Consider the following 16,990-nt stretch of genomic DNA (forward strand, 5'->3'; position numbering starts at 1 on the left):
GGGTCCTGCTAGATGCTCCTCAGAGCGTTCTCGAGGATCGCGGCGCCCTCTTCGGCCTCCGCGACGGTGAGGGACAGGGGCGGGGCGACGCGCAGGGAGGTGGTGTTGTGCCCGCCGCCCTTGCCGATGAGGAGGCCGCCCTCGCGGGCCGCTTCCAGTACGGCCGACGCGGCGGCCGGGTCGGCCTCGTCCGTGCCGGGCCGGGTGATCTCGATGCCCAGCATCAGGCCCCTGCCGCGCACCTCCCGTACGTGCGGCACATGCGTCGCGACGGCCCGCAGCCGTTCCACGAGCAGCCCGCCGACCCGCCGGGCGTTGCCCTGGAGGTCGTGTTCCAGCAGGTACGACAGGTTGGCGAGGCCGGCCGCCATGGTGATCTGCGTGCCGCCGAAGGTGGAGATGCTGTTGGAGTCCAGGCAGTTCATGATGTCGGCGCGGGCGACGACACCGCCGATGGACATGCCGTTGCCGATGCCCTTGGCGAAGGTCAGGATGTCCGGCGGACCGGACTGACCGTGCGCCTGCCAGCCCCAGAAGTGGTCGCCGGTACGGCCCCAGCCGGTCTGCACCTCGTCGGCGATCCACAGGATCCCGTGCTCGGCGAGCACCTCGCGGAAGGCGGCGTACAGACCGTCCGGCCCGGATGTGAAGCCGCCCACGCCCTGGATGGGCTCGGCGATCAGCGCGGCCGGCGGGCGGGTGTGGCCGAGGATGTCCTTGAGGTCGTCGACGCAGGCCGCGATGAAGTCGTCGTCACTCAGCTGCGCGTACGGCCCACGCGTGCGCACCCCGCCATGGACGTACAGCGTCTGCAACGGCGACAGCGAGGTCGGGGACCAGCCGCGGTTGCCGGTGATACCGACCGCGCTGAAGGAGCGGCCGTGGTAGCTGTTGCGCATCGCGAGGATCGTGTTGCTCCGCCGGTAGGCCGTCGCGAGGAGCAGCGCGGTGTCGTTGGCCTCGGTGCCGGAGGTGGTGAAGAAGACGCGGGCGTCCGGGATGCCGCTCAACTGGGCGATGCGTTCGGCGAGTTCGACCATCGGCCGGTTGAGGTACAGGGTCGAGGAGTGGATGATCCGCCCGGCCTGCTCGCTGACCGCCTTCGTCACCTCGGGCAGGGCGTGCGCGGTCATCGTCGTCAGGATGCCGCCGAAGAAGTCGAGGTAGCGGTTGCCCTCGGCGTCCCACACATGGCGGCCCTCGCCGTGGGTGATCTCCAGCGGCTCCTCGTAGTAGAGGGCGAGCCAGTCGGGCAGGACGGCTCGGTGGCGTCCCAGCAGGTCCTTGGTCACGGCTGCACCAGCCCTTCGTAGGCGTCGGGGCGGCGGTCGCGGTAGAAGGCCCACTGTTGCCGCACTTCTTCGATGAGGTCGAAGTCGAGGTCGCGGACGATGAGTTCCTCCTCCTTGTCACTGGCGGTCTCCCCCACGAACTGGCCGCGCGGGTCCACGAAGTACGACGTCCCGTAGAAGTCGTTGTCGCCGTACTCCTCGACGCCGACCCGGTTGATCGCGGCGACGAAGTACTCGTTGGCGACGGCGGCGGCCGGCTGCTCCAGGCGCCAGAGGTAGGAGGAGAGGCCACGGTGGGTGGCGGAGGGGTTGTAGACCAACTGGGCGCCGTTGAGCCCGAGTTGCCGCCAGCCTTCCGGGAAGTGACGGTCGTAGCAGATGTAGACGCCCACCTTGCCCACCGCCGTGTCGAAGACGGGCCAGCCGACGTTGCCGGGCTTGAAGTAGTACTTCTCCCAGAAGCCCTTGACCTGCGGGATGTGGTGCTTGCGGTACTTGCCGAGGTAGGTGCCGTCGGCGTCGATCACGGCGGCGGTGTTGTAGTAGAAGCCGGACTGCTCGACCTCGAAGACGGGGACGACGACCACCATGCCCGTCTCACGGGCGAGCTCCTGCATACGACGCACGGTCGGCCCGTCGGGTACCGGCTCGGCCCAGCGGTAGTGCTCCGGTTCCTGGACCTGACAGAAGTAGGGAGCGTTGAAGACTTCCTGGAACCCGATGATCCCGGCACCCTGCCGGGCGGCCTCGCGGGCGTGCTCCTCGTGTTTCGCCACCATGGACTCGGTGTCGCCGGTCCAGGTGGCCTGGACCAGAGCGGCACGTACGACGTTGGCCATGAGCTGCTCCTTCGACGGGACGTCAGAGCCTCTACGCCCGTAGAGGGGGGCCGTAGAGGCTCGAAAGTAAGCCCCTGGAACAGCCTTGCCAAGACCATCGTCGTTAACCCGCGGAGTCGATCACGTTTCACACTCCTGAGGGTGACGGATGGGGCCGGTGAGAGGGGGTGCCACACCCCGCGCTCCCGGCCTCTCAGGCCGTGTGGCCCGCCACCCGCAAGGCATGGACGAGATCCCACTGGCACTCGTCCGAGACCCCTTGGGCGGCCGCCAGCAGCAGCGGTACGAGCGTCTTCGGGTCGGCCGCGACACTGCGGGCGGCCTCCTCCGGGGTGCGGACGCGGACGTAGGCGTCGAGCAGGGCACGGACCTCGCGGTGCCGCCCCTCACCGGCCAGCGCCACGACGGCCTGCCCGATCTCGTGCGCGGGCCGCCCCACGCCCTGCCGCAGGATCTGCTCCCCGTCCTCGGCGCGCCCCGCCGCGGTCAGCGCGTCGGCGGCGGCGACGAGCCGCTCGGCGGGCAGCGAGGCGGCCTCCCACAGCAGAGTCGCCCAGTCGGCCCCGAGCCCGGCGCGCTGCATCTCCGCGGCGAGCAGCGGAAAGCGTACGGCGGGCCAGTACGCGGTCTCGACGAGCAGCGCGTGCGCCTCACCGGTGCGCCCCTCGCCGCGCAGCCGCACCAGCGTCTCCACGGTCCCGACGACCTCGCGCCGGTCCGCCACGCCCATCGGCTCGGCCTGCGGCTCCGTCGGCGTCGCGGGCGTCTCGGCCCCGGCCTCCGCCCCGGCGAACCGGGCGCCCCGCGGGGTACGGCGGCGGGTGACGGGCTGGGCCGGGAGGGTGGGGAGGCTGGGTGCGGCGGGCGGTACGACGACGGGGGCCGAGTCCTCCTCGACCATCCCGGCGAAGCGGGCGCTGCCCCGGCGGCGTTTGCGCGGTGTCCCCCGCCCGTCGGGCCGGCTCTTCTCGCCGGCCGCGGCGTTCCCCTGCTCCTCGGCCGCCCAGGAGGTCGTCCCCGCGGCCGGCCGCGCGTCACGCTGACCCGGCATGGTGCGGCTGCCACCGCCTGCGGAACCGGCCTCACCGGGCTGCGCACCGTCCGCACCGGCCCCGACCCCCGCCCCGACGTCCCTGAATCCGTCGCCCCCGAATCCGTCGCCTCCGAACCGGTCCTCGACGCGGAAGACGGACCCCTCCGCCACCCGCTCCCGCCGTATCGCCTGTCCCTGAACACTCGCCGCCCGGCGGTCCAGGTCGGCCATCCGGGTCCGGAGTTCGGTGCAGCGGGCGCTCGCGCGTTCGTGGTCGTCGCGGGCCCAGGCGAGGTCGAGGCGGATCGCGTCGGCCTGCTCCTGGCTGCCGGCGGAGGCGAGCGAACGGCTCAGTTCCGCTTGGCGTTCGGCGGCGTACCGCTGTTCGCGGAGCATCACGTCGAGGCGGTCGCCGAGGGCATCACGGCCGCCGGGCCGGGTGTCGTACGCGGCGAGGGCGGCGGCGTGCAGGGTGCGGGCGCGTTCCGTCTCGGGGGCGGCACCGCCGGGGCCGTACTGGCCGGCGAGGTCGTGCAGGAGCGCCTCCACCACGTCCCAGGGCGGTACTTCACGTCCGTCCAGACATGCCTGCATGCCCTCCGGGTCACGCTGCCAGAACACCCCGCACCAGCCGGCGCCCTGGTCCAGGCGCGCCAGCAGTCCGTCCAGGTAATTCACGAACTCCCGTATCTGCGACGGGAGTTGATCCACTGACATCGCCCAACTCCCGCCAGACCGGAGTACTCCGGTCCGTTAGGCAACACCAGCCATGTTACGAACGCGCTACGGGGAGTTTTCCGTATGGACGCAGAGTACTCCGCGGCTGCCGGAACGTGACGTGCCCGGCCGTCCGGTCGCCCGGCCCCTCAGGCGGCGGCCTCGGTGACCGGGGCGCAGCGCCCGGCCAGTTCGTCCATCGAGAGGCCGAGGGCGTGCGCGAGCGCGGACACCGTGAAGAAGGCCGGCGTCGGCGCCCGGCCGGTCTCGATCTTGCGCAGCGTCTCGGCGGAGACACCGGCGCTCGCCGCGACCTCCGTCATGCTGCGGCCGCCGCGGGCCTCGCGGAGGAGCCGGCCGAGCCGCTCGCCGCGTTCACGCTCTTCGGGGGTGAGAGGGGTGCGCACCATGACACCCATTCTAATACCGCACCCGGCCACTCCACCCCATTCAAATACCGGTATAGTAATTGGCATGGTGGAACTGAAGACGGACACGTCGATCGAAGCGATGTACAAGGCGGGGCAGGTCGTGGGGCAGGCCCTCACGGCCGTACGCAAGGCCGCCGACGTGGGGGTCTCCCTGCTGGAGCTGGACGAGGTGGCGCGCGAGGTGCTGCGCGTGGCGGGGGCGACCTCCCCGTTCCTCGGCTACCGCCCCTCCTTCGCCCCCGTCCCCTTCCCCGCCGTCATCTGCACCTCGGTGAACGACGCGATCGTGCACGGCATCCCGACCGGGTACCGCCTGCGCGACGGCGACCTGGTCTCCGTCGACTGCGGCGCCGAACTGGGCGGCTGGGCCGGCGACTCGGCGATCAGCTTCACGGTCGGCACGCCGCGCCCGGCCGACGTACGCCTCATCGAGACGGCGGAACGCGCGCTGGCGGCGGGCATCGAGGCGGCCGTGGTCGGCAACCGCCTCGGCGACATCGCCCACGCGATCGGCTCGGTGTGCCGGGCGGCCGGGTACGGCGTCCCGGACGGGTTCGGCGGGCACGGCATCGGCCGCAAGATGCACGAGGATCCGTCGGTGCCCAACGAGGGCCGCCCGGGCCGGGGCATGCCGCTGCGGCACGGCCTGGTCCTCGCCATCGAGCCGATGCTCGTCGCGAGCGGCAGGGACGACTACCACGCGGCGCCGGACGGCTGGACCCTGCGCACGAACGACGGCTCCCGCGCGGCCCACACGGAGCACACGGTGGCCATCACGGAAGCGGGGCCACGGATTCTGACGGCGCGCTGAGCGTCGGCACCCCGCCCGCCGCCGCGGGCCGATCGGGCGCCGGGCGTTCCGGGCAGGGGTGCCCCGGCCGTGATCGCCGTACCGAACCTGCCGAGGCTGCTTCCGCAGTCGCCGGGCGTGCTGCCGGCGAGCGCGGCCAGTGCGGCCCCCGCGACCGGCGCGGTCGGCGCCCCGTCTCCGGTGTGCCGCCGCGCCGCACCGGCACCTCGTGTGCGGACACAGGGCCGTCGATCCCGGCCACCGCGCCCTCCTGCCGAGCCCTCCCGACCCGCACCGCCGCCGCGTCCCTGAAGGTGCCCCCGGCCATCGTTCGTGCGAAGGTGTTCTACGAACGCGGCCAGGTGTAACCGGCTTCCGCCCGGGTTACCCGACTCCGGCACGCCGATCAGCGAGGGCGACCCTGCCCGCGCAGGGACGCCGGATGGGAACGCCATGACCAGCGGCTTCAATGGTGGTCCGGAAGACTACGACCCCTTCGGAGAATTCCTCGCCCGCTTCTTCGGCGGACCGCGCCCCGGCCCCCGGCAGATCGACATCGGCCGTCTGCTCAGCCAGCCGGCCCGGGAACTGGTGCGGGGCGCCGCGCAGTACGCCGCCGAGCACGGCAGCCGCGACCTGGACACCCAGCACCTGCTGCGCGCCGCACTGTCCGCCGAGCCGACCCGGAGTCTGCTCAGCCGGGCCGGTGCGGATCCCGACTCGCTGGCGACGGAGATCGACGAGCGGTCGGGTCCCGTCCAGCACCCGCCGGGCGAGGCCCCGCCGCCGACGTCGCTCTCCCTGACGCCGGCCGCCAAGCGCGCCCTGCTGGACGCGCACGACCTGGCCCGGGCGCGCGGCACCGGCCACATCGGCCCGGAGCATGTGCTCAGCGCCCTCGCCGCGAACCCCGACTCCGCGGCCGGGCACATCCTCAACGCGGCCCGGTTCGCCCCTTCGGGCGGGCCGGCCGAGGCCGCGGACGCCCCCGATCCCCGGCCCCGCATCGACCAGCGGCCGCGCGTCGACTCCGGTACGCCCACCCTCGACAAGTACGGCCGCGACCTCACCGACCTCGCCCGCCGGGGCCGTATCGACCCGGTGATCGGCCGGGACGAGGAGATCGAGCAGACCATCGAGGTGCTCTCCCGGCGCGGCAAGAACAACCCCGTGCTGATCGGTGACGCGGGCGTCGGCAAGACCGCCATCGTGGAGGGCCTGGCCCAGCGGATCGCCGACGGCGACGTGCCGGACATCCTCGGCGGCCGGCGGGTGGTCGCGCTGGACCTGACGGGCGTGGTCGCGGGCACCCGCTACCGGGGTGACTTCGAGGAGCGGCTCAACAACATCGTGGGCGAGATCCGCTCCCACTCCGACCAACTGATCGTCTTCATCGACGAGTTGCACACCGTCGTAGGCGCCGGAGGCGGCGGCGAGGGCGGTTCCATGGACGCCGGGAACATCCTCAAGCCGGCCCTCGCGCGCGGCGAACTGCACATCGTCGGCGCGACCACGCTGGAGGAGTACCGCAGGATCGAGAAGGACGCGGCGCTCTCCCGCCGCTTCCAGCCGATCCTGGTCCCCGAGCCGACCACCGCCGACGCGATCGAGATCCTGCGCGGCCTGCGCGACCGCTACGAGGCCCACCACCAGGTCCGCTACACCGACGAGGCGCTCGTCGCCGCCGTGGAGCTGTCGGACCGCTATCTCACCGACCGCCGGCTGCCGGACAAGGCGATCGACCTGATCGACCAGGCGGGCGCCCGGGTACGGCTGCGCGCCCGCACCAAGGGAACGGACGTCCGGGCCATGGAGCGCGAGGTCGAGCAGCTGTACCGGGACAAGGACCAGGCGGTCGCCGACGAGAGTTACGAGCAGGCGACCCAACTGCGGGACCGTATCGTCGAGTTGAAGCAGCGCATCGCGGACGCGGCCGGCAACGGGGAGGTCGACGAGGGGCTGCACCTGGAGGTCACCACCGAGGCCATCGCGGAGGTCGTGTCCCGGCAGACCGGTATCCCGGTGAGCAGCCTCACCGAGGAGGAGAAGGACCGGCTGCTCGGCCTGGAGGAGCACCTGCACGAGCGGGTCGTCGGCCAGAACGAGGCGGTGCGCGTCGTCTCCGAGGCGGTGCTGCGCTCACGCGCCGGGCTCGCCAGCCCCGACCGGCCGATCGGCAGTTTCCTGTTCCTCGGCCCGACCGGCGTCGGCAAGACCGAGCTGGCCCGGGCACTCGCCGAGGCGTTGTTCGGCAGCGAGGAGCGCATGGTCCGCCTGGACATGAGCGAGTACCAGGAGCGGCACACCGTCAGCCGCCTGATCGGCGCCCCGCCCGGCTATGTCGGCCACGAGGAGGCCGGTCAGCTCACCGAGGTGGTGCGCCGGCACCCGTACTCGCTGCTGTTGCTCGACGAGGTCGAGAAGGCCCACCCGGACGTCTTCAACATCCTGCTCCAGGTCCTGGACGACGGCCGGCTGACCGACTCCCAGGGCCGCACGGTGGACTTCACCAACACGGTCATCGTGATGACCAGCAACCTGGGCTCGGACGCGATCAGCCGGGGCGGCGCCGGGATCGGGTTCGGCGCGGGCGGCGAGGAGGCCGACGAGGAGGCGCGGCGCGAGCGGGTCCTGCGGCCGCTGCGCGAGCACTTCCGGCCCGAGTTCCTCAACCGGATCGACGAGGTGGTCGTGTTCCGCCAGCTGACCCCCGAGCAGTTGCGGCGGATCACCAACCTGATGCTGGACGGGACCCGCCGGCTGCTCCAGGCCCAGGGAGTCTCAGTCGACTTCACCGGCACGGCCGTCGACTGGCTCTCCGAACGCGGCTACCAGCGCGAGTACGGCGCCCGCCCGCTGCGGCGCACCATCCAGAAGGAGGTCGACAACCAGCTCTCCCGGCTGCTCCTGGACGGCCGGATCGGCGAGGGCGGCCGGGTGACGGTGGACGTGGCGGACGGGCGGCTCACCTTCCGTGCGGAAGAGCTGCCGCCCGCCCCCGAGTTGTGACGTACCGGGTGTGGCGTTCCGGGTGGTGACGTTCCGGGCCGGTACTACGACGTCGGCCGCACCACCATCGCCGAGCCGCCGCCCCGCCGTACCGTCTCGGCGGCCGCCAGCCACTTGCCGTTCGGCAGCCGCTGTACGCCCGTCGCCGCGCCGATCTCCGGGTTGAGCCGGAAGCCGTGCCCGATGGCCTCCAGCTTGGCCCGCAACGGGCTGTTGTACAGGCCCGGTTCGAGTTCGGTGGTGGTCTGGTTGCGCTGGCTGGCGCGGGGCGCGGCGATCGCGTCGACCAGCGGCAGGCCCCGGTCCAGGAAGCCGGTCAGGGTCTGCAGAACGGTCGTGATGATGGTCGCGCCACCGGGTGAACCGAGCGCCACGACAGGCTTGTTGTGCTGGTCGAGGACGATCGTCGGCGACATCGACGAGCGCGGCCGCTTGCCCGGCCCCGGCAGGTTCGGGTCATGGACGTCGGGGCTCGCCGGGGTGAAGGAGAAGTCCGTCAGCTCGTTGTTGAGGATGAAGCCGCGACCCGGGACCGTGATGCCGCTGCCGCCGGTCTGCTCGATGGTGAGGGTGTACGAGACGACGTTGCCCCACTTGTCGGCCACCGTGAGGTGGGTCGTGCTGTCACCCTCGTAGGTGGTCGGCGCGGCCGTGCCACTCGCGTCGCAGGCCGTTGGGTTGCGCGGGTCACCCGGCGCGACCGGACTGGTCAGCACCGCGTCGTCCTTGATCAGGCACTCCCGCGAGTCGGCGTACCGCTGTGACAGCAGCTCCTTCGTCGGTACGTCCTCGAAGGCGGGGTCACCGACCCAGCGCCCGCGGTCGGCGAAGGCGATACGGCTGGCCTCGATGTAGCGGTGCAGGTACTGGGCCTCGCTCGCCTTGGACAGGTCGGTGTTCTCCAGGATGTTGAGCGCCTCGCCGACCGTCGTGCCGCCGGAGGAGGAGGGCGCCATGGAGTAGACGCCGAGACCGTCGTACGAGGTCCTGGTGGGCGCCTGGGACCTGGTGCGGTAGGTCGCCAGGTCCTTGGCGGTCAGATCGCCGGGACGGGCCTTCCAGCCGGAACCTGGGTCGACGGGCGGGTGGTTGACCGTGTCGACGATGTCCTCGGCGAGGTCGCCGCGGTAGAGGGCGCCGACGCCCTTCCTGGCCAACTCCGCGTAGGTACGGGCGAGATCGGGGTTCTTGAAGGTGGAGCCGACGACCGGGAGCCGCCCGTTCGGGAGGAACAGCCTCGCGGTGTCCGGGAAGTAGCGGAACCGGGTCTCGTTCGCGGCGGTCTGGTCGCGGAAGGTGCCGTCGACGGTGAAGCCGTCCCGGGCGAGCCGCTCGGCGGGCTTCAGCAGCGTGCCGAGCCGCTTGCTCCCCCACTGGTCCAGCGCCTTCTGCCAGGTGGCGGGCGTGCCCGGGGTCCCGACACTGAGGCCGCTGCTGACGGCTTCGGCGAAGGGGATCGCCGTGCCGTTCTCCACGAAGAGGTCGGAGTCGGCGCTGGAGGGTGCCGTCTCACGGCCGTCGATGGTGCGCACCGTACGGGACTTGGCGTCGTAGTAGACGAAGTAGCCGCCTCCGCCGATGCCGGCCGAGTAGGGCTCGGTGACGCCCAGCGCGGCGGCCGTGGCCACGGCGGCGTCGACGGCGTTGCCGCCGTCGCGCAGGACCTCGATGCCGGCCGCGGAGGCGTCCGCGTCGACGCTGGACACCGCGCCGCCATAGCCGACGGCGACGGGAACCTTCTCAACCGCCGTGCTCTCGGGGGCGGGTGGCGCTGCGGCCCCCACCGACACCACGGCGGCCGAGACCGCCAGTACCGACAGTTTCCGCGCGACAGGGCGACGCATCCGCACCTCCAGTCAGGGACCGTTCGCGCAGCCTATGCGATCGACATGCCCCCGTCAGCCCGGCCGCGCCGGAGCGCTGCTCGAACACGGGTTTGCGTTGGCCCGCTAGCATGCGCGCCCATGAGTGACGACGTGCGCAACATCGTGCTGGGCGTGGTCGCGGCGGCCATCAGCGCCGGACTGGGCTGGCTCGCCCGTACCTACCTGTGGAATCGGAAGCTCCGCCGCAAGCAGGCGTTCTTCGGGCTGCCCGACAACGCCGAGTCCCTGCTGGTGGTCAACCGCGGCGCCGGCGGCCCCGAACTGACGGTGATGCGCTACGACGTGTTCGCGCTCCTCGAACTCGCCGCCCTCATCAAGGACTGCAACGCCCACGCCCAGATCGTCCCGCACGACGCGGCACGCCAGGGCTTCGGCGAGCGCACCGAGTTCTGCGTCGGCGGCCCGGCGTCGAACCGCCGCATGATGGCGCACCTGGCCTCCCTGCTGCCCGGGGTGCGGGTGAACGTCGACGCCGAACCCGGCCCGGACCGGGGCGCCCTGCAGGTCGGTTCCGAGCGCCATCGGGTGGAGGTCGGCAAGGAGGAGTACGCACTCCTCGCCCGGCTCACCGTCGACCAGAGCCACGGCACCCGCCCCGTCTTCCTCTTCTGCGGCCAGACCGCGATCACCAACCAGGCCGCCACCCGCTACCTCGCCCGCAACCACGAGCGGCTGGCCCGCAAGCACGGCACGGGCTCCTTCGTCCTGCTGCTGAAGGTGGTCAACTCGCAGGCTTACGGACCGGATGTGGTGGAGCTGGTCGCGGATGTCACCAGGGCGGCACAGGCACCCCTGCCGGCACCGGCGGCGACTACGCGTAATACCCACCGGGCCTCCTGAGGTTCATCACATTCCAGTAATCGTTACCGCCACGTAACTTACCGACGGGTTACTTACGGTAAGGGGCCCCGGTTACCGTTCGGTCACTTTGCACTGACACGAGTGACACGAGCGAGGAGTGACCAGTGGGACACCACAACAAGGCCCTGCGTACGACCGCCGTGGGCGCCGTCTCCGCGACTCTGATCGCCGGAAGCGCCCTCGGCCTCGCCCCCGCCGCACAGGCGGCCCCGAACAGCGTCCGCTTCGTCGACATCAGCGGTGACGGCGGCACCACCCTCAAGGCGAACGTCATCACGCCCGCCGGCGCCGACGGCAGCAGCCGCTACCCGCTGCTCGTCCTGCCCACGAGCTGGGGCCTGCCCCAGGTCGAGTACTTCGCGCAGGCCCAGAAGCTCGCGAACTCCGGCTATGTCGTGGTCAGTTACAACGTGCGCGGCTTCTGGCAGTCGGGCGGCGAGATAGAAGTGGCGGGCCCGCCCGACATAGCCGACGCGTCCCGGGTGATCGACTGGGCGCTCGCCAACACCCCGGCCGACGCGGGCCACATCGGCATGGCGGGTGTCTCGTACGGCGCCGGCATCAGCCTGCTGACCGCCGCGCACGACAAGCGGGTCAGGGCGGTCGCCGCCCTCAGCGGCTGGGCCGACCTCATCGGCTCGATCTACTCCGGCCGCACCCAGCACGTCCAGGCCGCGGGGCTGCTGGACGGCGCGAGCCTGGTCACCGGCCGCCAGAGCGCCGAAGTCCGGCAGATCTTCAACGACTTCTACGCCTCCAACCTGTCCAAGGAACAGGACATGATCAATTGGGGGAAGAAACGTTCGGCCGCGACATACGTGGACCAACTGAACAAGAACGGCGCCGCGGTCATGATGGCCAACGCCTGGGGCGACACGATCTTCCCGCCCAACCAGTACGCGGACTTCTACGAGAAGCTGACCGGCCCCAAGCGGCTGGAGTTCCGCCCGGGCGACCACGCCACCGCCGAGCTGACCGGCCTGTTCGGTCTCCCGAACGACGTGTGGACCGACACCGCGCGCTGGTTCGACCACTACCTCAAGGGCGAGGACAACGGCATCAACCGCGAGCTGCCCGTCCAGCTCAAGTCCCGTTCCACGGGCGGCTACGAGGGCTATCCGGACTGGAAGTCGGTCGGCGCGACCAACCGGAAGATCGCCCTCGGCGGCACGACCACCATCCGCACGAACGTCAACTCCGGTGCGGACGGCGGGGTCGTCTTCCTGTCCAGCATCCTCGACCAGGTGGCCCACGTGCCCCCGATGGCCTCGATCCCGCTGATCCCCCGGCTCTGGGCGGGCGTGTGGCAGTCGGAGAAGTACGCCACGCCCCAACGCGTACGTGGCACCGCGAAGTTGCACACCACCGTCACCCCGACCAAGGAGAGCGGCACCCTCGTCGCCTACCTCTACGACGTGGGCCCGCTCGGCCTCGGCAAGCTGGTCAGCAACGCGCCGTACACCTTCCACGGGCGTACGCCCGGAAAGCCGTTCGCCGTCGACCTGGAGTTGTACTCCACGGCCTACGACGTCCCGGCAGGGCACCGACTCGCCCTGGTCGTCGACACGGTCGACCCGCTCTACATCGAGCACAACCCGTCCGGCGCACGGCTGACCTTCTCCTCACCGGCGAACGACCCGTCGTACGTGTCGATCCCACTGCGCGAGCAGTGATCTCCGGCCGGCGCCGGGCGGGTATGGCTCTATGACTGCTGCCCCCTGCTGCCCCTGGTCTAGGGGCCGTGGGGGGATCCCCACCCGGCAGCAGCGTCCCTGGTCGCGGCCGGGGCCACCTCCACGGCCTTGGGGACGGACGAATCATCGTAGTCGACGTCGGACTCGGCGAGGATTCCGGCGTGGAGAAACACCGTTCGGCTCGGCATGGGTCGTACTCCCGCTCAGTGATGGAGGATCTTCGAGAGGAAGTCCCGGGCGCGCTCGCTGCTGGGATGGGTGAAGAACTCGTCGGGGCTGCGGTCCTCGACGATGCGGCCGTCGGCCATGAACACCACGCGGTTGGCGGCCGAGCGGGCGAAGCCCATCTCATGGGTGACGACGATCATCGTCATGCCGTCGCGGGCGAGTTGACGCATGACCTCCAGCACCTCGTTGATCATCTCCGGGTCGAGCGCGGAGGTGGGCTCGTCGAACAGCATCGCCTTGGGTTCCATGGCGAGGGCCCGGGCGATGGCGACGCGCTGCTGCTGGCCGCCGGAGAGCTGGGCGGGGTACTTGTCCGCCTGGTCGGCCACCCCGACGCGCTCCAGGAGTTCACGGGAGCGCCGGTCCGCGTCGTCCTTCTTGCGCCCGCGGACCTTGACCTGGCCCAGCGAGAGGTTCTGCAGGACCGTCTTGTGGGCGAAGAGGTTGAAGGACTGGAAGACCATGCCGACTTCGGCGCGCAGCCGGGCGAGCTCCTTGCCCTCCGCGGGCAGTGGCTGCCCGTCGAGCAGGATCGTGCCGGACTGGACGGTCTCCAGCCGGTTGATGGCCCGGCACAGTGTCGACTTCCCCGACCCCGAGGGGCCGATGACCACGACCACCTCCCCTTTGCCGACGGTGAGATCGATGTCCTGTAGGACATGCAGGTCCCCGAAGTACTTGTTGACGTCACGCAGCTCGATCAGTGGATCGCCAGCCATGCCCAGCCCCAGTCACTCTCAGCTGTGTAGCGGTTTTCGCAAACTATCCGGGCAACAATGAACTTAATGCACGACACGCACTTTTCGGGCATAAGCCGTATTTACACCGAACTTATGTCGAACTGCGGGCCGGCGCCTCATGCTTCCGCGACCTCCGCGTACAGCTGCGACAGCTCGGGCACCCCGCTCACCGCCCACTCCTGCCCGGAAGCCACGACATCGAACTCACGGCCGGAGGCGAGCCGGACGACCGGCTGACCGTCCGGCCAGATCTCCCAGGCGGCTCCGGGCACGGTACGCACGATGACGGTGCCGAGATACAGACCGGCGTCGTTGCCCAGCCACGGCAGGATCTCCTCGTCGTCCCGCCAACGCGGCAGCAGCTGGTCGAGCGCCTCCAACGAGGCGGCGGTGTCGTCGAGTTGGACCCCCGCCCGGGACGCGTGGGAGCGCAGGAGCTCGCACTCGGAGAGGAGTTCGGCGATGCCCTCGGGGTCCGGGGCCCCGCGCTTCTCGGGTCGGTTGCCCAGAAAAGGGATCTTCATATGCCCAGCGTGTCATTCGTACTGCCGAACGCACCACAGGCGCGCGGGCCGCCGATTCCGGTCGAGTTCACGCCGAGTTCGGGCATGGCTCGTTGACGGGTCACGGGCGCCTCTCTAACTTCACGGTGCGTCTTGCGTCTCGTCGGAACGTCTCGTGTACGTCTCGTCCGTACGTCTTGCCTGTTCTTCTCACCTGAAGTTGTCATGCGCAGTCATACGTAGTCCTGAGCGGTCGTGAACGGGAGGAGTCGGAGTTGCGCCGACGTGTGTGGAGTTCCGCGGTCGTCCTCGCTCTCTTCGCGGTCCTGGTGCCGGGTGTCTCCGCACAGGCCGCCCCCGAGCGCAGAGCCGGGCCGCTCCCCCTGGAGCGGCTCTTCGACAACAGGGCCGTCAGCGACGACGCCCGGCCCGCCGAGGCGAACTTCGACGGGGCGGGCGCCTCCCTGTCGGCCCAGTCCCTCGCGGCCGCCGGCTGGACACCGGGCCGCGCGCTGACCGTGCAGGGGGCCCGGCTGGTCTGGCCGAAGCGGCAGCCCGGCCAGCCGGACAACGTCGTGGCCGCCGGACAGGACGTACGGGTGCGCGGGCGGGGCGACGCCCTCGCCTTCCTGGTGGCGGGGACGGGCGCCTCCGGCGCCGGCGGCACCGGGACCGTCACGTACTCCGACGGCAGCCGCACCTCCTACCGCCTGACCACTCCCGACTGGCGCACCGGCCCCCTCGCCACCAAGGCGGTGGCCCTGACCCACATCAACACGCCCGGCGGCCAACTCGCCGAGCGTCCGCGGCTGTACGTCATGACCGTGCCGGTCGTGGTGGGGCGCGCGGTCGCCTCCGTACAGCTGCCGCAGGCGTCCGGGCTGCATGTGTTCGCGCTGTCGGTGCGGGCCCGGGCGACCGGCTGGACGGGGAGTTGGGCGACGGCTACGGGGGGCTATCCGACCGTGGGACCATGGACCGACCGGACGCTGCGGCTGGTGGTGCACACCTCGGCCGGCGGGCCGCGGGTGCGGCTGCGGTTCGACAACACCTTCGCCGCGGCGCCGGTGCGGATCGGGAGCGCCACGGTGGCGGTGCAGGAGGCGGGCGCGGCGGCGCGGGCGACGCCGGTCGCGGTGTCCTTCCGGAGTGCGGCGGGCGTCCAGATTCCGGCGGGAGCGCAGGCGTACAGCGACCCGCTCGGCTTCGCCGTACCCGCGGACACCAATCTGCTGGTCAGCTTCCATCTGCCGGGCACTGTGCCGGCCGCGCCCGTGCACCGGCTCGCGCAGCAGCGGTCGTATGTGAGCGCGCCCGGTGACCACACGGCGGACGGCTCCGCCTCGGCGTATCCCACGGTCCTGACCAGCTGGCCGCTGCTGACCGGTGTCGACGTGGGCGGTGGGCCGGGGTCCGTGGTGCTGCTCGGCGACTCGATCACCGACGGCGACAAGTCCACGATGGACGCCAACCGGCGTTGGCCCAATGTGCTGGCCACCCGGCTGCTGAAGCAGAGTGTGGTCCCGCGCTATGGGGTGCTCAACCAGGGAATTTCGGGCAACCGTGTGGTCTCCGACCGCTATCCCGGTGACGGCGTCTCCACGGACACGGCTGGGGTCAGCGCCCTGTACCGCTTCGACCGGGATGTCCTGGCCCAGACGTCGGCGCGTACGGCGGTCGTGTTCGAGGGCATCAACGATCTGCGGTGGGACACGACCGCGGAGCAGGTGATCGCCGGGCTGCGCGAGATCGCCGACCGGGGGCATGCACGGGGGCTGCGGATGCTGGCGGCGACGATCCTGCCGTGCGAGGGGGAGGTGCGCTGCACCGCGTTGGCTGACATGGAGCGGGTCGAGGTGAACGAGTGGATCCGCTCCGGCGCCGCGTTCGACGGCGTGCTCGACTTCGACGCGGTGGTACGGGATCCGGCGCGACCCTCTCGCATGCTGCCCGCGTACGACAGTGGGGACCATCTGCATCCCGGCGACGCGGGGCTCGCTGCGCTGGCTGAGGCGGTGGACCTGAGGTTGCTGGTGCCGTGAGGTCACCGGCGTCGGGGTGGGCGTCTGGGGGCTGTGCCCCCAGGCCCCCCTGTCGGCCTGAACGGCCTCGTCCTCAAACGCCGGACCGGCCGAGAGGGTTCCCCTACACGTCCAGGTCCACGACCACCGGCGCGTGGTCGGAGGCGCCCTTGCCCTTGCGCTCCTCGCGGTCCACGTAGGAGTCGGTGACCGCCTTCGCGAACGGCTCGTTGCCGTACACCAGGTCGATGCGCATGCCGCGGTTCTTGGGGAAGCAGAGCTGGCGGTAGTCCCAGTACGTGAACGGGTGGTCGTACTTGAGGGGGCGCGGGACCACGTCGGAGAGACCGGCCTCGCGCAGGGAGGCGAGGGCGGCGCGCTCGGCGGGGGTGACGTGGGTGAGGCCCTCGAAGGCGGCCACGTCGTAGACGTCGTCGTCCGTCGGCGCCACGTTGTAGTCACCCATCACCGCGAACGGGCGGCTGCCGCCCGCGTCACCGGCGACGGCCGCCTTGAGGGCCTCGAACCACTGGAGCTTGTAGGCGTAGTGAGGGTGGCCCACCTCACGGCCGTTCGGTACGTAGACCGACCAGACGCGGATCGGGCCGCAGGTCGCGGAGATGGCGCGGGGCTCCTCGACGCCGTCGTAGCCGGGGTCGCCGGGGACGCCCTTGACGACCTCCTTGAGGCCGACGCGGGAGAGCACCGCCACGCCGTTCCACCGGCCGGTGGCGTTCACCGCCGCCTCGTAGCCGAGGTCGCGCAGCGGGTCGAACGGGAACTGGTCCTCGGCGACCTTGGCCTCCTGGAGGCACAGCACGTCGGTGCCGCTGCTCTCCAGCCAGGCCAGGAGCCTCGGCAGGCGGGCGGTGATCGAGTTCACGTTCCAGGTCGCGATGCGCATGCCTGACAACCTACCGGGCGGGACTGACAACCCGGCCCCGGC

13 protein-coding genes are annotated in these 16,990 nt (G+C 71.2%); 5 read left to right on the forward strand and 8 right to left on the reverse strand.

The features are described from left to right. Positions 1-8: 8 nt before the first annotated feature. The 4 genes from ADK36_RS14075 to ADK36_RS14090 form a co-directional block, all read right to left on the reverse strand. Positions 9-1,292: an aspartate aminotransferase family protein gene (locus ADK36_RS14075; RefSeq protein WP_048579496.1), complete on the reverse strand. Its 1,284-nt coding sequence runs from the start codon at positions 1,290-1,292 to the stop codon at positions 9-11. Next, a complete protein-coding gene (locus ADK36_RS14080; RefSeq protein ID WP_048579497.1) occupies positions 1,289-2,131 on the reverse strand; it encodes a nitrilase-related carbon-nitrogen hydrolase in 843 nt (280 codons plus the stop codon). Before ADK36_RS14080 ends, ADK36_RS14075 begins: the two co-directional genes overlap by 4 nt. Positions 2,132-2,324: 193 nt before the next feature. Then, positions 2,325-3,881: a hypothetical protein gene (locus tag ADK36_RS14085; RefSeq protein ID WP_053197700.1), complete on the reverse strand. Its 1,557-nt coding sequence runs from the start codon at positions 3,879-3,881 to the stop codon at positions 2,325-2,327. Between the two features lie 149 nt (positions 3,882-4,030). Then, positions 4,031-4,291, reverse strand: a complete 261-nt coding sequence (locus ADK36_RS14090) for a helix-turn-helix domain-containing protein (protein WP_048579631.1) — start codon at positions 4,289-4,291, stop codon at positions 4,031-4,033. Positions 4,292-4,355: 64 nt separating this feature from the next. Between ADK36_RS14090 and map the strand changes: the two genes are divergently transcribed. Both map and ADK36_RS14100 read left to right on the forward strand, forming a co-directional pair. After that, positions 4,356-5,123 carry a type I methionyl aminopeptidase gene (gene map / locus ADK36_RS14095; RefSeq protein ID WP_053197701.1) on the forward strand — a complete coding sequence of 256 codons (768 nt, stop codon included), beginning with the start codon at positions 4,356-4,358 and terminating at the stop codon, positions 5,121-5,123. 432 nt (positions 5,124-5,555) lie between these two features. Further along, positions 5,556-8,111 (forward strand): ATP-dependent Clp protease ATP-binding subunit, encoded by a 2,556-nt coding sequence (locus ADK36_RS14100; protein WP_048579500.1) that lies wholly within the window; start codon positions 5,556-5,558, stop codon positions 8,109-8,111. A gap of 44 nt (positions 8,112-8,155) precedes the next feature. Here the strand turns inward: ADK36_RS14100 and ggt are convergent, their stop codons facing one another. Further along, entirely contained in the window at positions 8,156-9,955 is a 1,800-nt protein-coding gene (gene ggt, locus ADK36_RS14105; protein ID WP_053197703.1) for a gamma-glutamyltransferase, read from the reverse strand. Between the two features lie 120 nt (positions 9,956-10,075). Here ggt and ADK36_RS14110 point away from each other — a divergent pair, with 120 nt between their 5' ends. Both ADK36_RS14110 and ADK36_RS14115 read left to right on the forward strand, forming a co-directional pair. Continuing rightward, positions 10,076-10,837 carry a hypothetical protein gene (locus tag ADK36_RS14110; protein ID WP_048579502.1) on the forward strand — a complete coding sequence of 254 codons (762 nt, stop codon included), beginning with the start codon at positions 10,076-10,078 and terminating at the stop codon, positions 10,835-10,837. Between the two features lie 125 nt (positions 10,838-10,962). Beyond that, positions 10,963-12,531: a CocE/NonD family hydrolase gene (locus tag ADK36_RS14115; RefSeq protein WP_048579503.1), complete on the forward strand. Its 1,569-nt coding sequence runs from the start codon at positions 10,963-10,965 to the stop codon at positions 12,529-12,531. 224 nt (positions 12,532-12,755) lie between these two features. Here the strand turns inward: ADK36_RS14115 and ADK36_RS14120 are convergent, their stop codons facing one another. Together ADK36_RS14120 and ADK36_RS14125 are read right to left on the reverse strand one after the other, a co-directional pair. After that, on the reverse strand, positions 12,756-13,499 hold the full coding sequence (locus ADK36_RS14120; RefSeq protein ID WP_048579504.1) for an amino acid ABC transporter ATP-binding protein: 744 nt from the start codon (positions 13,497-13,499) through the stop codon (positions 12,756-12,758). Positions 13,500-13,636: 137 nt separating this feature from the next. Continuing rightward, positions 13,637-14,044 (reverse strand): DUF6278 family protein, encoded by a 408-nt coding sequence (locus ADK36_RS14125; protein WP_048579505.1) that lies wholly within the window; start codon positions 14,042-14,044, stop codon positions 13,637-13,639. Between the two features lie 254 nt (positions 14,045-14,298). Between ADK36_RS14125 and ADK36_RS14130 the strand changes: the two genes are divergently transcribed. Beyond that, positions 14,299-16,065 carry an SGNH/GDSL hydrolase family protein gene (locus ADK36_RS14130; RefSeq protein WP_053197705.1) on the forward strand — a complete coding sequence of 589 codons (1,767 nt, stop codon included), beginning with the start codon at positions 14,299-14,301 and terminating at the stop codon, positions 16,063-16,065. 103 nt (positions 16,066-16,168) lie between these two features. Here ADK36_RS14130 and ADK36_RS14135 read toward each other — a convergent pair whose 3' ends face one another. After that, positions 16,169-16,948 (reverse strand): exodeoxyribonuclease III, encoded by a 780-nt coding sequence (locus tag ADK36_RS14135; RefSeq protein ID WP_053197708.1) that lies wholly within the window; start codon positions 16,946-16,948, stop codon positions 16,169-16,171. Positions 16,949-16,990 lie beyond the last annotated feature (42 nt).

Source organism: Streptomyces viridochromogenes, assembly GCF_001270495.1.
Taxonomy (GTDB): domain Bacteria; phylum Actinomycetota; class Actinomycetes; order Streptomycetales; family Streptomycetaceae; genus Streptomyces; species Streptomyces viridochromogenes_A.

What these genes read in the sequence shown, in the direction of transcription:
- ADK36_RS14090 (WP_048579631.1), bottom strand. Translation starts at nt 4,291, where the DNA reads ATGGTGCGCACCCCTCTCACCCCCGAAGAGCGTGAACGCGGCGAGCGG.
- map (WP_053197701.1), top strand. Translation starts at nt 4,356, where the DNA reads ATGGTGGAACTGAAGACGGACACGTCGATCGAAGCGATGTACAAGGCG.
- ADK36_RS14125 (WP_048579505.1), bottom strand. Translation starts at nt 14,044, where the DNA reads ATGAAGATCCCTTTTCTGGGCAACCGACCCGAGAAGCGCGGGGCCCCG.
- ADK36_RS14135 (WP_053197708.1), bottom strand. Translation starts at nt 16,948, where the DNA reads ATGCGCATCGCGACCTGGAACGTGAACTCGATCACCGCCCGCCTGCCG.
- ADK36_RS14100 (WP_048579500.1), top strand. Translation starts at nt 5,556, where the DNA reads ATGACCAGCGGCTTCAATGGTGGTCCGGAAGACTACGACCCCTTCGGA.
- ADK36_RS14110 (WP_048579502.1), top strand. Translation starts at nt 10,076, where the DNA reads ATGAGTGACGACGTGCGCAACATCGTGCTGGGCGTGGTCGCGGCGGCC.
- ADK36_RS14120 (WP_048579504.1), bottom strand. Translation starts at nt 13,499, where the DNA reads ATGGCTGGCGATCCACTGATCGAGCTGCGTGACGTCAACAAGTACTTC.
- ADK36_RS14085 (WP_053197700.1), bottom strand. Translation starts at nt 3,881, where the DNA reads ATGTCAGTGGATCAACTCCCGTCGCAGATACGGGAGTTCGTGAATTAC.
- ADK36_RS14080 (WP_048579497.1), bottom strand. Translation starts at nt 2,131, where the DNA reads ATGGCCAACGTCGTACGTGCCGCTCTGGTCCAGGCCACCTGGACCGGC.
- ggt (WP_053197703.1), bottom strand. Translation starts at nt 9,955, where the DNA reads ATGCGTCGCCCTGTCGCGCGGAAACTGTCGGTACTGGCGGTCTCGGCC.